Raw genomic sequence first — 15,305 nt, 5'->3', positions numbered from 1 at the left:
GAGCATGTCCTTTGTGGCCGGTCAGTGCTCGCGGCGGTGACGGCCCGCTTCTTGGGCCAGGCGCCGCTCCCGGTCGATCGCGGTTTCGCCGATCACCGGAGGAACGGTCCTCTCGTCCGTGCCGAACCGCTCCTCGCCGTCCTCGGCCAAGCCGTACCGGCGCTTGTGCTCAGCGTCCTCACCGTCCTTGGCGCCACGGCCACCCGCCACCGGACCAGTGGCAGAGGACGTCGGACGCCCGGTCGCACCGCTGCGTTTCGAGGCTATCGCCTCCTCTTCGGCAGCCACCCCCGGTGCGGCACCGCCACGGGCACCAGCGCGCGGGTTCTCCTCGTCCACCGGCAAGCCGCCGCCCACACGTGCACCCGACCCCGGCTGCCCCGCCACCGAACCGCCAGCACGCGAACGCGGCCCTCCAACGGTCGGCTCTCCCGGCATCCCCAGACCACCGCCGCTGCGCGGACCCGAACCACCACGCAGGCCTGCGCCCTCGCCCGGCTGCAGCGAGCCAGACCCAGGCCGTAAGCCACCCGATCCCGGTGCACCCGTCGACGGCGGCACGTTCCGCCCCGGCCCGCCTCCACCCACGGGCAGGCCACCGACCGGAATGATCGGGTTCACCGGCCCACGACCGACTGGGCCGACCGGGCCCGAATCTGCGGGCGGTCCCACCGGAATCGGTGGTGACACGGTAGGCGGTGGCGCCACCGGGCCAGCACCCGACCTGCTGGTCAGGCCGGACGAACCACCAGCGGCGGGCCCGCCGGACCCCGCCACGCCCGCCGCGGACCCGACCCGACCTGTCGAGTCCTGGGTCAACCCTGGTGGGGACCCGAGCGTAGGTCGCGTATCCGATCCCGACTGGCCTGATACGTGCGGCCCTGTGCCGGCGCCCTGTGGCCCGGAAATGGGCGTGGTAGGCGGCGGCACTACTGACACCGGCGCACCGGACGTGCTGAGCGCGTTCAAGGTCGGCACGTTGGTGGTGTTGTACTGACTGGCCGCAACATACCGGCTGTAGGCATCCACATTGGACTGTTGTGCGGCGTGGCGTTGCTCAATCTGATTCAGGATCGTTTGCGGGTTCCCACCGGACAGTACGCTGATGACGTCGGTCATTGATGGTGCTGGCGGTACGGGCTGCACCTGGGACGCCGCTGTGTGGAACGAGTCGACCTGGTGGCTGACGATGTCTTGGCCGGTGCCGAGTTGTTGGTGGCTGTTGAGGGCGTTCTCCGCCAACGGTGCCAGCCCTTGGGATGCGGCCTCCGCGCCGTCGCCTTTCCAACCCGACTGGATGGTGTCGATCATCTGCTGTGTCGCCAGCGCTCGATCTTGGTACTTGGCGGCCACTTGCTGTGCGATCTGTGCCGCCGCCATCAGGTGCTGCGTGCCCGTGGCGTGGGTGTGGAAGTTGTCGAAGATCGCTTGAGCGTCCATCACGAACTCCCCAAATTCTTGAGCACGTACGACGCCGCTTGTCGTGCCAGCTCACACGACTGCCCAGCATTCGACGGGTTCACAAACTGTGAGAAGAAGTACAGGTGATCGTTTACCGCGACATTCAGCGCGCAAACACCTTGAGGCCGCTCGTCTTTGATCGAATCTCCGAACGCGGCTGGGTAGCCATCCACCGTGACCGGCTGCCAGTACGCAATCGTGGACGCCTTGGCGTACAGGTCCGACAGGCCGCTAGTATTCGCGGTCACCCAGCTAATCCCAATGGTGCCACCAGATTCGCCGGTCCATCCGCAATCCGAACCGGTCGCGTCCGTAGTGGCCTTGGTCAGCGGCTTGGTGATGCGCAGCGACGTGACGTCGTCCGGCGTCAACGCTGAGCAGGGGTTGGCAACCATCTTCGACGCATCCAACGGCTTCGTCACCTTGGGCGCCGGGCTGGGGCTGCCGCTGCTCGTGGGGCCGTCCTGCGTCACCGTACTGGTCGTGGTCTGACCCGTTGGTGACGCTTGCGCTTGGCCTGGCGTCGGGGACGAGCAACCTGCCAGCAACGCCGTCGCGCTGATCGCGAGCACGGCGCCCCACGCCATGCGCTTCATTCCGGGAGTCCTTGGGCCAGTCGCTGCCATTGTTGCTCGGTCAAGTGCTCATTGGCCATGTACTGGTTCTTGGCCATGACGAGCTTGCTCTGCCAGTCTGTCACGTAGGCGATATCGGCGTTGACCACGTCAATGGTGCTACTGAACATGTCCCGCACCGCGTTGGCCAGTGCCACGCTTGCGTCGTCTGGTGCGGGCTCACGCACGATATCCTTGGCACGCTGGGCTGACCGGAGATCAGCCGTGAGGTCGGCGATCTGCTCGTGGCAATGCGTGAGTTGATGTTCTACCTCTTTAGGAGTGAACTGAAACCCCGCTCCGGTCGCGGCCTGGGTAGCAGCCTCTGCGCGTTGACGCCTGACGACAACGCGGTTGGAGTCGACGCCGTCGCTACCAGGGTCGTAAGGATTGTTGGCTTGAGCGGTGGCGCGCGCCTGCGCCGCTTCGGCATTGATCTCGTCGATCTTGTGGGGATCAGGGGGTCTCGGCGTGCTCCCGATTGGTGCCGGGGTCGTCCCGCTGCTACTGCTGGGCGCCGCGCCCTCCGCCATCCTTGTGACCTCCCCAAGTCGGCGTGTCGGTGCATACCGTAGCGCTTTGGCTTCAGTGCGTGTCACCGGTTCGAGGCAACAGGTGAACAAAGCGTTCCAGGCGATGGCTCGAATTCACTCGGCCGGCGGAACCGCTTCAGGCAACGGCGCTGGTCGCGCCGCAACTGCGTCGACCAATGGATAATCAGATCGCCACTGTTACTCGCCAGTTGGACCGGTGAGGATGCCGGCGAGTATGTGGGCAACGTTCCATGCCGCTGGCAGGGGTGAGTCAGCGGGGGTGATCCATGACAGGGTTTCGTGGCCGGGATGGCGGGTGGGCGGCAGGTCGATGCCCCAGTCAGAGGTGCGGCCGTGGTGATGGCCGGAATAGGCGTAGCCGATGTCGTAGTCGACGAACATGTCCAGGATGTCGCCGCGCGCGTCATTGCTGGGCTGGACAAGCAGGGCCCACCGGTCAGGTGGTCCCGGAATGTTGATCACCGGAAGGGGAATGCTCCGCGCCTGGAGGCGAGCCAGGGCGAGTTCGCCCATCGCGCGCGGCACGGTGAAGGCTTCCACGGGCGCGCCTGGTGTGATCCATACCGTCGTGTCCAGGGCATAGACCCGCCAACCCAACCGGGTTCGGTAGCCGGCCGCCGCCCTCTCGTACACGGTGCCGGCCGACTGCGACGGGAGATGTTCGGTGGTGCGGCCGGAGTACTCGTCACGACCGTTGTCATGCGGATGGCTCGTCATTGGTAAGACACCAGACCGAACTTGGCCCTCGTCTTGTCCCACTGGCACGTGGCGAGGTGAGCGGTGTTGTCATCGTTGACCGCAGCGTCGGTGGAGCGGCGGCTGATCGGGGAGACCGCGCTGGTGTACAGCTTCGAGTCCATCGATATTCGTCGACCGCCGTCGACGGTGGTGGCTCGCCACCAGTAGAGCGGGTCGTCCGGGAACATGCGCTCGATCCGCGTGTCCGTCCCGTTATCCACACGTGGGGTGGCCAGCGAGCCGCTCAACGGACAACGGTTGCCCGGGAACAGCTCATCGAGCCACCCGACCTGCTTGCCGCGCAGCACAAGCAGGTCACCGCGTGCTCGGACGGTGTGCACGATCAGCCGAGGACTGAGCTCATCAGCACGAATTGGGCTCGCGGCCATATCAGCCACAAAGATTTCCCTTTCTCGCAGCAGTTCTGCGTTCACAAGACCTCCACAGTGTACTCACAGGGCGACGTTCCTAATCGAGGCCATGAGCAGGCGACCGGGTCCGTAGTACGCCACCCCGCAGGGTTCGTCGGTGCGAGTCGAGACGGCTGCGAGATTTTCGGGACCCCGGCCGTCGGCAGTCAACTACGAACTGGGCGACAACGTTGACCCGGTGCTGGTGGTACGGACCGCACAGTTCGACTGCGGTGGCGAAACTGGTGCAGGCTGTTGGCCGGGGCCGAGGTGGTGCGTTCGTCGTGGCTGATCGGCAGCGAACAGCGGGGCCTGCCTGCATCCGCAGCGGCATGTTCTTCCTGTGCCCGGTCGGGATCGTGGTGATACGCCGCACTTCCGCGATGCTGCGCGCGCGGACTGCGCCACCTCGATCGATACGAAACGCTTCTGTGATTAGGGTCTGGTTACTCATGAGGTGGCGATCTCTCGGGCGCGGGCGGAATCCGCGCTGACCTCGGTCAGTCGCTTCATGAGATAGCTGCGGGAATCGCGAGGACTCATGGCGGACTTGGCTAGTTGACGGAAGGTGCGGCGGAGGTTGGAGACTGGCAGGCGGTCTTGGGTGAAACGACAGCCGATCGGGTCCCGCGTATACACGAGATCTGGCTCGCTGCCGTCTGGAAAGGACAGAAGGGTGAACGATCCGTCCATCCCGGCATGGAATTGCCGATGGGAGACGACCTGGATCGTGATGTTGTCCTGTTCGGATCTTCGGAGCAGGTGCGTGAGTTGGTCGCGGCTGAGCGGCGCGTCCAGTACTGGTTGGTAGATGAGGGCGTCAAGCCGCACGGGGTGTTCGTCGAGCAAGCGGCACCGGTGTTGGAGGGCCTGGAGTTCGGCGCCGATTCGGGTGGTGCTGGGTGGGTACGCCGCTGTGGTGAGCCGGGTGGTGAGGTAGTCGTCGGTCTGGAGGAGTGCTGGCAGGTGGAGAGTCTGGACGTCGCGGATCCTGGAAGCCTCGTGTTCCATGCTGAGGTAGGTCTCATCGTTGCGGCGCAGACCGTTCCACCAGTGACGTGCAGCGGCTTTCTGCCGGATGACTTCGTATTCATGGTATTCACTGACGGGGACGTTGTAGATGTCCAGGAGTGCCCGCAGGGTGAGGATGTCGGGGAGTTGGCCGAGTTCGATGCGGCTTACTTTCTGCGGTCGGATGCCGATCTGGTGCCCGGCCTCGTCTTGGGTCATCCCGTTGCGGTTGCGGAGGGTGGTCAGGGCGCGGCTGAGGAGTCGGGTGTGGTAGCCGGGTGGTCGGTTGCGTGCCATGGTGGTGCCTAGACCGCGCGGAGGGTGGGTGTTGCTGGGGTGGAGTCGGTGAAGTGAGGTGAGGTTGCGCGCAGCTTCGTCGCGATGGTGTCGATTGTCGCGAGCAGGGTGGCGAAATCGCTTTCGGGGATGTCGAGGTTGATGCGCGTCCGTTGCCCGCGAGTCGGTCGAGGGTGAGCAGGGCGTCTCGCACAGCTCCGCGGAGGCGCCCGGCTTCCAGCGGGGTCAATGCCCACGGCCCGAGCGAGGATGCCGTGAGCGTGACACCACTAGCGGTCAGGCGGATTCTCAGACGTGCTCGCCTGCCGTGCCCGTCGCGGCAGCGCACCGTCCACAAAGTCGGGATCGCGTTGCCATCCCAACTTGGCCATCAGGTGGATCAGGGGTGTTGCGCGCTGGTGCTTTCCCATCGCCAGTCACCTCCCACGTCTGATCGGGGCCGACCCGTACGACCCGGGGCGAGGGGTGCCGGATGCGCAGCCGGTGACGGCGACATCCTGTGGCGGTCGGGGCAGAGGGCCATGTGCGCTCTGCCCACGCCGACGAAGCGGTCCGTTCGCTACGGTGCTGGTTGCCACGGTCTCTTCGCCTTTCAGGTGGTCATCGGCGGACAACAGCTAGACAACCGTTCCCCGCAGCGTGGGTCACCGACCGGACGACCAACGCTTGTCCGACCTCCCTAGATCGCTGTTGACCTGCACAGATGCGCCGCGCGCGGTGCATTTGTTGCACCGGGTTCAACAGGGCCTCGAACGCCATGCCTTGATCCGATGCCATCGACACGTCACGCTGGGTGGTGACCGGCGATCGGAAGGCGACATGGGGCGACCAGGCAAGCCAGGGGACAAGGCTGCGCGCGATGAGCTGCGGGCGGTGATGCTCACTCGAGGCAGTTCAGTCGAGGAGATTGCCGAGGAGTTCCGGGCTCGCTGGCAGTTCACGTCGCTCGCCGCCTATCGATACGCGGCCGACCTGACCCAGATGCAGGCGGCGTCCCGCTACAACGAGGTCATGGGTGACGATGGGGCCAGGGTCGACGCCAGCCTGATCTCCAAGCTGGAACAGTGGCCGGCTGCGCGCGGCGCGAAGGCACCGACGGCGTACAACCTCGCGGTATTGGCGGTGGTCTACGGGACGGCTCCTCATCGTCTGATCAGTCGTACGGACATTGACAAGCTCCCCCGCCGTGACCAAGTCGTGCTGAGGGCCACCCAGGCATCACCAGCTGTCAGCGACGCCCCGGCGGACGAGGCGATGGTGGTGCCGCGTACCGGTGCTGTGGTTGCCCGCCCGGCTCGCCGGTCGCTCCTCAGCGAAACTGACGAGCGCAGATGTCAAACGCGACCTGCTGAGCGTGTGGCCGCCCTACTTGGTTTCACGGGTGAGCACAACCTCGATCGTCTCGTGCTGGCTGTCGCCGACGAGTCTCGAGATTTCGCGGTGTGGACGGAATCCAGCGAGTTGGGCCGAACGACCATGGACATTTATCGCAGCCAGCTCAGTGAATTGAGTGGTCTCTTCCTACATCAGCCGGCCGCCGTGTTGTTCCCACGACTCGTCCGGTTGCGCTCCACGCTGCTGGCGCACCTCTACGAACATCAGCCGCTGCGTCGGTCGCGCGCCCTGTACGCGCTCACCGGCATGGCATGTGTCGTGCTCGCCCACGCCTCCCATGTCCTGGGCCACCGATCCTCCGGGGTCACGCACGCCCAGCTCGCGCAGCTGTGCGCCCAGGAGGCCGATCACGTTGAACTCCATGCCTGGGCGCTCGGCACCCAGGCACTGCTTGCCGAAGCCGCGAATCGTCCCAAGGATGCGTTGCGCCATCTCCGTGCTGCGGGCGAGGAGTTGGCGCGCTCGCGAGTACCTGGTACAGCCGCCGTGCGCCTGGCCAGCTACGAGGCTAGGCTCGCCGCGCGCGTTGGGCAACACGAGCAGGCGCGTGCTGCGCTGGCCGCCGCTGAACACACCCGCGAGCAGGTAGGGGGCAACGGCGAGATAGCTGAGCTCGACGACATCGGCGGCATTCTGTCCTTTCCCGACGCCAAACAGGAATTCTTCTCCGCCGAAGCCAACCTGCTACTCGGGCAACACGAGAGTGCCGAGCAGAACGCTCTCGCGGCGATCGCTAGTTACACAGACGGCCCGCCGGAACAGAGTTCGTACGGTGACGTCGCGCTCGCCCGGCTGGATGTCGCTGCCGCACGACTCGCGACCAACGACCTCGACGGTATGCGTGACGCGCTCCAGCCAGTGCTCACGCTGCCGGCTGATCTCCGCATCGAACCCCTTCGCGGTCCGATGTCGACGCTTGCGTCCACATTGGCCCATCACCGTTATCGCGGCTCGCACCTGGCTGACAATGTGCGGGCAGCTATCGAAAGCTACGACCTCGTGCCGCGAGAGATCTCCGGTTCGTGAACGGCAAGGACAATCCCACCAAGAACGGCGAAGAAACCGCACAGGTGCGACACGCTCTTCTACGTGCCTGCGGAGTCGCCGGTCTCGACCCCAGAGGCGCTCGGCTGGTCCACCACTACGCGAACGCGGTCTACGTGCTGCCCGCTCATAACGCTGTCGTTCGCCTCTTATACGGCCCGCAGGGCGTGCGACTCGCAACAACGAGCCTCCGGATCACGCGCTGGCTCTTCATCGACCACGACTTCCCCGCGACCGCCCCGATTCCAGCAACCGAGCCGATCACCGTGGACGAGACGACAACTGCAACCTTCTGGACCTACTACCCGCAGCCCGACCGCGATCGCAAGCCAACGTCCGCGCACCTGGGCGCACTTGTCCGGCGTCTGCACGACCTTCCGCGGCCACCGGTGACGCTGCCCCGATGGAACCCACTGCGATCACTGGAAACCGCTGTACGCGCATCTTCCGTTCTAGACGCGATCAGTTCCGAGGAACAGCGCTGGTTGCTCGACCACATCACCACGATCCGCGGCGAACTGAAGGGCTTCGACTGGCCTCTCGGCTGGGGACTCATCCATGGCGACGCCTGGGCCGGCAACGTGCTCTGGAACACCGTTGCAGGTTCTAACGCCACCGTCTTGGGGGACTGGGACTCCGTCTGCTGGGGTCCCCGCGAGATCGACCTGGTCCCGTCCTTCCACGCGACCCGCCGTTACGGGCGTGGACCCAGCTGGGCGCGGGAATTTGTCCAAGCGTACGGCTATGACTTATCCAGCTGGTCCGGCTTCCCCACGCTGCTGGCAATGAGAGATCTTGTCCAACTCTCCGGACCATTGCGTCGCGCACCCCAGGAACCCGCGTTGGCACGAGCCCTTCGAGAACGCCTTGACGGGATCAGGAGCGGCAGCGCCGCCACTTGGGCTGAGTTCTGAGTCGTTACGACGCGAAGGTATGTCGAGGTCAGGTTGGCGTCAGGGTTGTTGTGGTGAGCAACGCTCCGAGCAACAGGAACGGTCCCATCGGCAGCAGCGAGTTCCGTGGCCGTCGCCGTGCCACCCTGAGGATCATCCATGCGAGGGCCGCGGTGAACCATGCCAGGAACGTGGCCGAGATGACGGTCGACCAGCCCGACCAGCCTAGGGCCAGCCCTAGCAGGCCACCCAACTTCACGTCTCCTGCACCGAGCCCGCCACCGGACACCAATGCCAGGACCAGATACAAGGCCGCGACGACGGCCAGGCCGGTGAACGCCCGCACAAGGTCTGGTCCCCGTGAGTACAGAACGGCTGAAGTTGCCAACAATCCGCTGACGAGTGCGACGCCGGAATAGATCAAGACGCTGGGCAGCCGTTGTTCAGCAATATCGATCAGACCCAGTGCTACTCCAACAGCCGCGAGAACGCTGTACGGCAACAGGTCAAACTGATGATTGAAGCGCCAGGCGAGGCTACCGAAAGCGAGCGCTGTCAAGAGCGGTGCAACGAGTCTTATCATCAGCAGGTTGGATGAAGCTGAGACGAGTAGCCGTGGGTAGACGAACGTCAAGGCTGCACCCACGAGGAACCCGACGCCGCCCCACGCGCGGCCACGACACCGACGGACATCAGCCGGCGTCGCTCTCGGCGACGTGGCGTAGTCGGTGCGCTGCCATGTCACTCCTCAAGACGGCCGCTGGTCGCACCCCAGTGTTATCTGACGGGTCCACGAGAGATAACGGTGTTCGCCCGAAAGAGTGAACATTCCTCGGTCGGCGCATTCCGACTTCAAAGTCAGTCACTGGCACGCTTTGCAATCGGTAAGGATCACTGTGTAGACGTGGTGTAGGTCACTTTGACGTTAGACGAACTTCTCTGCGAGGGCGGGAGCGGGGGCTGTGATAGCCAGCAAGGTCGTGATCGGTGGGAAACGTAGGGCAGCGGCGGTTCTCGTTGCCGGAGTTGCGTTGATGGCTGTTCCAGCCTGCGGTTCCGGCACGACGAGCAACCCTCCATCCGGGACGGTGCAGCCGACTGTGCAGGCGCCAACCTCGGTTGCCTCGACCACCGCCTTGTCCGTTGTGGACAGGGCCAAGCAGGATGCCCTGGCGTCGTACCGCGGCATGTGGCAGGACTTCGTCTCCGCCGGGACGACATCGGACTGGCAGTCCCCGAAGCTGGGCGAGCACGCGACTGGGATCGCATTGACGAACCTGACGCACGGGCTGCGCACGGATAGCGACAGCGGCTTGGTGACTAAAGGCCAGCCGATCTTGAATCCTACCGTGAGCTCGGTCGATCCCTCCGACAATCCGAGCAAGATCGTTGTCTCCGATTGTGGTGACTCGTCACAGTGGCTGAAGTATCGGGCGGACAATGGACAGCTCGCCGATACTCCCGGTGGCCGCCGGTTGATCAATGCCATCGTTGAGAGGCAGGTCGACGGTGTGTGGCGAGTCTCCGACTTTGGCGTGCACGACCTGGGGACGTGTTGACCGTGCGACGTTTGGCGATCGTTCCGGCGAGCATCGCGATCTGCGTGCTTGGCGGTACCACAACCGCCTTGGCCGATGGCTGGGGTATTACAAGCTGCAGTCAAGTTCCATCCCCCGCCTGCGACATCAACGTCGGCTCAGGTCATGGCGGCGGTTCATCGTTGGGCGGTCATCAAGCCCCTGGGTCTTCCGGAGGTGGGGATAACTCGGATTGGGATCCGTTTGCCTGTAAGACAGTGCCTGTGGACAACCCGCCACCGCCACCCTCCGGCCAATCGGCGAGTGCAGGCGGATGGTTCTTCGTCCTGTGCTCGGCTGACGGGAAGAACGGTTACGGACCGGTGTGGATCCCCGCAGGCGAGAACCCCGTGCCTGTCTTGTCACCAGCTCAGGTCGCTGAGTTGGCGCGTAAGCGGTTGCGGTTGCCGACTCCGGCGATCGCGGCGAATCCGGTTGGCGTTCAATTGGTGAACCTGCCGACGTGGTTGTGGTTGTCGAGCGGGTGGGGCCCTGTGTCGGCGACGGCCTCCGTGCCGGGCGTGTCAGTGACAGCCACCGCGACGCCGGCGTCGGTGTCGTGGTCGATGGGCGACGGCAGCACGGTGACGTGTACCGGTGCGGGCACGCCGTTCCGGACCGGTAGCGACCCGAAGGCGTCGTCGCCGGACTGCGGCCACACCTACCGCACCTCGTCCGCACGACAGGCAGAGCAAGTTTTCCCGGTTGCCGCGACGGTGCACTGGACAGTCACCTGGGCGGGCGCGGGCCAAGGCGGAACGTTCCCGGACCTGACTACCACCGGCAACGCGGTCTTCCGTGTCGCCGAGTCTCAGGCTCTCAACAACGGCGGCGGCTGAGCCACCTCCTTCATAACAACACAAACACCTGACTCGTCTGTCTGCTCGCTACCGAATCGTGGCGACGCGGCGCACTACCCCCATGTCTGGAGGAGGTACCGGCGTGACCATCAACATCGCGACTCAGCCGGACACGGACCGACCCGCGAGGTCGGCCAGCGATCCGTGGGTCGCGGACGGCAAGAAGCCCGCCTCGCGGCTGCGCGGTACGAAACGGCGGCGCAGCCTCCCGCACTTGCTGCTGGGTGTTCTGTTGGTGGTGGCGTGTGCCGCGGCGTTCCTGGTGGTGTCGCTGAACTCTGGGAACCGGGAAACGGTCTTGGCGTTGGCGCGGCCGGTGGCGGTTGGGCAGGTACTGGCCGCGCAGGATCTCAAGGAAGCCTCCGTCGCTGTCGACCCTGGAGTGTCTGTTGTGGACGCGAGCCAGGCGGCCGGTGTGCTGGGGAGGACGATGTCGGAGAGCTTGCCCGCCGGTGCGCTGCTGACCCTTGACGCGGTGAGCGGGGTTGGTGTCCCTGAGGCGGGGCAGGCGATTGCGGCGTTGTCGTTGAAGGCGGGCCAGTTCCCGGTGGAGGTGTCGCCGGGCAGTCACGTGTTGGTGGTGTTCGTGCCCGGCCTGTCGGGCGCCGTCCTCGCGACCCCGCCGACGCCGGATTCCACTGCGGTGTGGCCGGCGGTCGTGACCAGCGTGACCAATCCTGCCAACCAGCAGGTCACGGTGGTGTCGGTACAGCTGAGCCAGGCCGCCGCCCGCCAGATCGCCGCCGTTCCCGCAGGGCAGTTGTCGATCGTGATGCTCCCGGGTGGTGGTCAGTGATGTTGGTGGCGGTGCTGTCGGTGAAAGGGTCGCCGGGGGCGACCACGTTCTCGGTCGCGTTGGCCGTCGACCGCCCGCGCGCTGTTGGTGGAGGCCGACCCGTCCGGCGGGGACATCGTGACACGGTTCTCACTGCAATCGGCGCCAGGGCTGGTGAGCTTGGCGGTAGCCGCCCGGCGCAGCGATGACCCGGCGTTGCTGTGGCGGCACACGCAAGAGCTGCCGGGCGGGCTGCCGGCGGTGGCCGCGCCCCCGGACGCCGACCGCGCGCGGGCGGCGCTGTCCGCGCTGGCCGACCCGGCCACCGGGGCAGGTGTCCTGCGGGCAGCCGCGAACGCGCCGGAGGCCGCGGTGATTGTGGACTGCGGCCGGATCGACGCCGGGTCTGCGGCGATGCCGATCGTGCGCTCGGCCGACGCGATGGTGTTGCTGACCCGTGCGCACGCGGACGACCTCGCGCACCTGGCCCGTCGGCTGCCGGCGATTGGCCGGTGGACCGCGCATCCGGCGATGTTGCTGGTCGGCGACGGGTACTCCACCGCGGAGGTAGCCCGCGAGCACGGTGTGCTACCGCTGGGCCGTGTTCCCGACGATCCACACGGTGCGGCCGTGTTATGCGGGCGGCCCAGCACGCTGCGATGGCGCCGTGGCGGACCGGCGCATTCGGCGTTGGGGCAGATCGCGCACAAGGTCGCGAACGTGCTCATCGCCGAACAAGCGCAGGCTCCCGTGGTGCCGCGCCAGGTACCAGCCAACAACCAGCCGATGCCGGTGCTGCGCGCGGTGCCCGGTGTGCCCGCCAACCCGGTCTCGACCAACGGCTTGCGCTTCGCAACACCCCGACCGCCGACTGCGGAAAACGGCTCACGTGGAGGGTACGAGTGATGACCCATCCACCGCCGGAGTCGTTGCGCCCGAACCACCAGCATGGACATCCGCCCGGCTGGCAACCGACGGCCGTGCCCGGTCACCCCAGCTGGGCGCAGCCGATCCCGCTGCCGACACCGGGAGGCGTGGAGCCGGTGACTGCCACCGAGACGGTCGGGCGGCTGCGCCAGCACCTGCGCGACACCCTTGGTACCGAGCTGCCGTTGCGGGTGGATGCCCAGCAGCGCCGCACCGGTGCCCCGGTCGCCCGGGAGGCCCGTCGCGAGCTCGCGCGGGCGATCCTGGACGAGGCGGTCGCCGCGCATAGCGAGAACGAGCTGATGGACAACCGGTCCCTGGTCGGCCGGGAGGTCGAACTACGGGTGATCGCCGAGGTGATCAACGAGTTGTTCGGTATGGCCGGCCTGCAGCCGTTGTTGGACGACCCGACAGTGGAGACGATCAACGCCAACCGCTATGACCGGGTGTTCGTGCAGTACGCCGACGGCCGCCGGGCCCGGGTCGCGCCGATCGCCTCGTCGAACGAGGAGTTGACCGACCTGATTCGGTTGCTGGCGGCCCGTACGTCCAGCCAGGAACGCCGCTTCGACTACGGCTCCCCGGCGGTCAACCTCCAGCTGCCCGGCGGGGAGAGGTTGTTCGCGGTGATGGGTTTGACTGCGGGTGGGGTGAGCGCGCTGTCGATCCGCCGGCACGGCTACCTCACCGTCACGCTGCCCGAGCTGCGCGCTCGCGGCACCATCGATCCCGGCCTAGAGCAGTTCCTGCGCGCGCTGGTGCGAGCGCGCAAGAACGTGCTGATCACTGGTGGCACCTTGCGGGTTCGACGGGATTGGCGACGTTCGACCTGCATCAGACTGTGATGATCATGACGGGTTGATCGAGGAAGTCGTGGTCAAGCACGATGCGACGGGTCTGGTCGACGGTGATGGAAACGGTCGCGGTGAGGCCGCGGAGCGCGGCGTCGACAGGGACCTGGACGTTTACGGAGTCGATCCGGTGATCGCGGGTCAGCGTGAAGGGCTGAACTCGTACGGCTGGCAGGTCTCGTAGGGAGACTGTCACGTCGAGCTGGCGGATGTCGGCCGCGACGAAGTCGATGCTGGTGGCGTTGAAGCTCAACGGATGCTGGGTGGACTGCACGGTCAGCGTGTGCAGTTCGACGTAACGGAACAGGTCTGCGGGTGCCAGTGGCGGCGTGATGTCAAGACAGCGCCGCAGTACCGGAGTGGACATGATGGTCCCGCCGTTGGGCTTGTCGACCCGGGTGGTCTGGTGTGTCGCCAGGCGGATGTCGAGCGGTGACTGACCGAACTCGGTGGTGGGTCCGACGTCGGCCACCGCGGTCAGCCTGAGGTCCAGCGGTCCGAGATTAGCGACGACCAGGCTGGTGAAGTCCTCGTCGCCGGACACGGTGATGTCGTCGGTGCCTACGGTGGTGTTGAGGTTGAGCACCGCGTCGGTGGTGACCGGTGCCGGGTAGCGGTCGTCGAGCCGGACCGCGACCTGTCCGGCCAGCGGTGCGGTCCTGGCGGCCAGCTCGTGCAGGAACACGTTGACGTCGGTGATCGCGGGTGTGGTGTCCCGGTCGGCGATGGTCGCGGTGAGGAGCAGCGTCTGGGGTTCCGTGCCGTCGATGACCGCGGCGTCGGCCGGCGACAGCCCGGTCAGGTCGGGCGGGTGCCGTGGATCAAGGCCGGCGGGCAGGGCGAGCCGGAGGGTGCGGTTCTTGGCTTCGGGTATCGCGGCGACGTCCGCGGACAGCCGCACAAGGTCAATAGGGTCGACGGCTGGCGCGAGCGTGAAAGCGAACTTGAACCGGCATCCGGAGAGCGTGCCCGGCGAGTCGTCGACGACCGCCTCGCATCGCGCGCTGGTTCCAGCGCTGGAGCGGACAATTCCGTACGCCGCCGGAACAGCCACGACCGTGCCGCTGACCTGTCCGAAGAACAGGTGCCGAAGCGACGGATACTTCTGGGAGACCTGCCCGAGTGACGTGAGTTCCCGGTATTCGGACCGTTGTCGGGCGAAGTCCTTGAGGTCGTTGGTGTCGATGATGACCCGGGTGATGCCGTCCGCGGTGATGGTGTAACGCGAACGGTAGGTGTCTGTGCTGAAGGTGGCACCGATGGGGATCGTTGTCTGAACTCCCTCGGTCACCCACTTGTAGTCCGCACCATCGGCTTGCTTCTCCCAGTCGGCGCGCGGTGTCACGGCCGTGTACGCTGTATACAAGGTGACTGTGGCGACGCCGCGTTGGAGCAGGTTGTCATAAGCGACGACGACGTCCGGACCGGTCAACGACACCGTGACGGTTACACTCGACTGATCGACCTGCTCAGCGACTGCCAGCGCGTTCAGCGTCTCGTCGGAGCCATCCGCCGCGCGGCGAACCAGATCCAGTGTGACGGAGGTGAAGTAGGTCGCTATCGGCTGGAAGGCGATCTCGGGATTGTCCGCCCGGGCGGCGGTGACGTCGTCCGGATCGTTGATCCGCAAAGCGAACGTCACCGTGGCCTCGTTGAAGGGATCGCCCGCTGCGTCCACACCGGACTGCTTCGCGTCGAAGGCGAAGCTCGGGTTCTCCGTCGGCAGGGCGAAGTCCGGCAGATACCACTGGACGACGGGATTGGTGGCGTCGTTGAAGATGTTGCCGACCCGCGTGGTCATGTCGGGCAGGTTGGGTGCCTGGCTGTCGGCTTCGCCGACCAGCTGCACCAACTGGTTGGCGAAGCCGTCGAGCCGGGTGCTGAACTCGTTCACCATG

Annotated in this window: 15 protein-coding genes; 7 read left to right on the top strand and 8 right to left on the bottom strand. The window is 66.0% G+C overall.

Features of this window, described 5'->3' with window-relative positions; translation table 11 throughout:
* Nucleotides 1-21 precede the first annotated feature (21 nt).
* From EV192_RS13970 to EV192_RS13945, 6 genes are all read right to left on the bottom strand, one after another.
* Nucleotides 22-357, bottom strand: a complete 336-nt coding sequence (locus tag EV192_RS13970; protein ID WP_132115056.1) for a hypothetical protein — start codon at nt 355-357, stop codon at nt 22-24.
* Nucleotides 358-1,439: 1,082 nt separating this feature from the next.
* Nucleotides 1,440-2,057: a DUF3558 domain-containing protein gene (locus tag EV192_RS13965; RefSeq protein ID WP_165960376.1), complete on the bottom strand. Its 618-nt coding sequence runs from the start codon at nt 2,055-2,057 to the stop codon at nt 1,440-1,442.
* Nucleotides 2,054-2,608, bottom strand: coding sequence for a hypothetical protein (locus EV192_RS13960; RefSeq protein ID WP_132115052.1), 555 nt, complete (start codon nt 2,606-2,608; stop codon nt 2,054-2,056). The genes EV192_RS13965 and EV192_RS13960 overlap by 4 nt, the downstream gene beginning before the upstream one ends.
* A 198-nt stretch (nt 2,609-2,806) precedes the next feature.
* A complete protein-coding gene (locus tag EV192_RS13955) occupies nt 2,807-3,346 on the bottom strand; it encodes a hypothetical protein (RefSeq protein ID WP_132115050.1) in 540 nt (179 codons plus the stop codon).
* A complete protein-coding gene (locus EV192_RS13950; protein WP_132115048.1) occupies nt 3,343-3,765 on the bottom strand; it encodes a hypothetical protein in 423 nt (140 codons plus the stop codon). The genes EV192_RS13955 and EV192_RS13950 overlap by 4 nt, the downstream gene beginning before the upstream one ends.
* A 462-nt stretch (nt 3,766-4,227) precedes the next feature.
* Nucleotides 4,228-5,085, bottom strand: a complete 858-nt coding sequence (locus tag EV192_RS13945; RefSeq protein WP_132115046.1) for a helix-turn-helix domain-containing protein — start codon at nt 5,083-5,085, stop codon at nt 4,228-4,230.
* A gap of 666 nt (nt 5,086-5,751) precedes the next feature.
* Between EV192_RS13945 and EV192_RS13940 the strand changes: the two genes are divergently transcribed.
* Both EV192_RS13940 and EV192_RS13935 read left to right on the top strand, forming a co-directional pair.
* Nucleotides 5,752-7,506: a hypothetical protein gene (locus EV192_RS13940; RefSeq protein ID WP_132115044.1), complete on the top strand. Its 1,755-nt coding sequence runs from the start codon at nt 5,752-5,754 to the stop codon at nt 7,504-7,506.
* Nucleotides 7,503-8,438, top strand: coding sequence for a phosphotransferase (locus EV192_RS13935; RefSeq protein ID WP_132115043.1), 936 nt, complete (start codon nt 7,503-7,505; stop codon nt 8,436-8,438). Before EV192_RS13940 ends, EV192_RS13935 begins: the two co-directional genes overlap by 4 nt.
* A gap of 28 nt (nt 8,439-8,466) precedes the next feature.
* Here the strand turns inward: EV192_RS13935 and EV192_RS13930 are convergent, their stop codons facing one another.
* Nucleotides 8,467-9,051, bottom strand: coding sequence for a prepilin peptidase (locus EV192_RS13930; RefSeq protein ID WP_243726811.1), 585 nt, complete (start codon nt 9,049-9,051; stop codon nt 8,467-8,469).
* A 400-nt stretch (nt 9,052-9,451) separates the two neighbouring features.
* Between EV192_RS13930 and EV192_RS13925 the strand changes: the two genes are divergently transcribed.
* The 5 genes from EV192_RS13925 (at nt 9,452) to EV192_RS13905 (ending at nt 13,401) form a co-directional block, all read left to right on the top strand.
* On the top strand, nt 9,452-9,976 hold the full coding sequence (locus EV192_RS13925; RefSeq protein WP_243726810.1) for a hypothetical protein: 525 nt from the start codon (nt 9,452-9,454) through the stop codon (nt 9,974-9,976).
* Nucleotides 9,977-10,515: 539 nt separating this feature from the next.
* Nucleotides 10,516-10,833: a hypothetical protein gene (locus EV192_RS55720; RefSeq protein WP_243726809.1), complete on the top strand. Its 318-nt coding sequence runs from the start codon at nt 10,516-10,518 to the stop codon at nt 10,831-10,833.
* Between the two features lie 103 nt (nt 10,834-10,936).
* Entirely contained in the window at nt 10,937-11,650 is a 714-nt protein-coding gene (locus tag EV192_RS13915) for an SAF domain-containing protein (protein ID WP_132115039.1), read from the top strand.
* Nucleotides 11,651-11,767: 117 nt separating this feature from the next.
* Nucleotides 11,768-12,535: a chromosome partitioning protein gene (locus EV192_RS13910; RefSeq protein ID WP_243726808.1), complete on the top strand. Its 768-nt coding sequence runs from the start codon at nt 11,768-11,770 to the stop codon at nt 12,533-12,535.
* Nucleotides 12,535-13,401 carry a hypothetical protein gene (locus EV192_RS13905; protein ID WP_243726807.1) on the top strand — a complete coding sequence of 289 codons (867 nt, stop codon included), beginning with the start codon at nt 12,535-12,537 and terminating at the stop codon, nt 13,399-13,401. Before EV192_RS13910 ends, EV192_RS13905 begins: the two co-directional genes overlap by 1 nt.
* Here EV192_RS13905 and EV192_RS13900 read toward each other — a convergent pair.
* Complete coding sequence (locus EV192_RS13900; RefSeq protein WP_207926019.1) at nt 13,391-15,301, bottom strand: hypothetical protein; 1,911 nt, start codon at nt 15,299-15,301, stop codon at nt 13,391-13,393. The genes EV192_RS13905 and EV192_RS13900 overlap by 11 nt on opposite strands.
* Nucleotides 15,302-15,305 lie beyond the last annotated feature (4 nt).

It is taken from the genome of Actinocrispum wychmicini (genome assembly GCF_004345645.1).
Taxonomy (GTDB): Bacteria; Actinomycetota; Actinomycetes; order Mycobacteriales; family Pseudonocardiaceae; genus Kibdelosporangium; species Kibdelosporangium wychmicini.
Note: the sequence above shows the minus strand (reverse complement) of the source record. Positions and strands in the feature narration are given on the sequence as shown.

Excerpts from the sequence above, each read along its gene's own strand:
- EV192_RS13905 (WP_243726807.1), top strand. The coding sequence starts at position 12,535 with ATGACCCATCCACCGCCGGAGTCGTTGCGCCCGAACCACCAGCATGGA.
- EV192_RS13925 (WP_243726810.1), top strand. The coding sequence starts at position 9,452 with ATGGCTGTTCCAGCCTGCGGTTCCGGCACGACGAGCAACCCTCCATCC.
- EV192_RS13960 (WP_132115052.1), bottom strand. The coding sequence starts at position 2,608 with ATGGCGGAGGGCGCGGCGCCCAGCAGTAGCAGCGGGACGACCCCGGCA.
- EV192_RS13955 (WP_132115050.1), bottom strand. The coding sequence starts at position 3,346 with ATGACGAGCCATCCGCATGACAACGGTCGTGACGAGTACTCCGGCCGC.
- EV192_RS13965 (WP_165960376.1), bottom strand. The coding sequence starts at position 2,057 with ATGAAGCGCATGGCGTGGGGCGCCGTGCTCGCGATCAGCGCGACGGCG.
- EV192_RS13945 (WP_132115046.1), bottom strand. The coding sequence starts at position 5,085 with ATGGCACGCAACCGACCACCCGGCTACCACACCCGACTCCTCAGCCGC.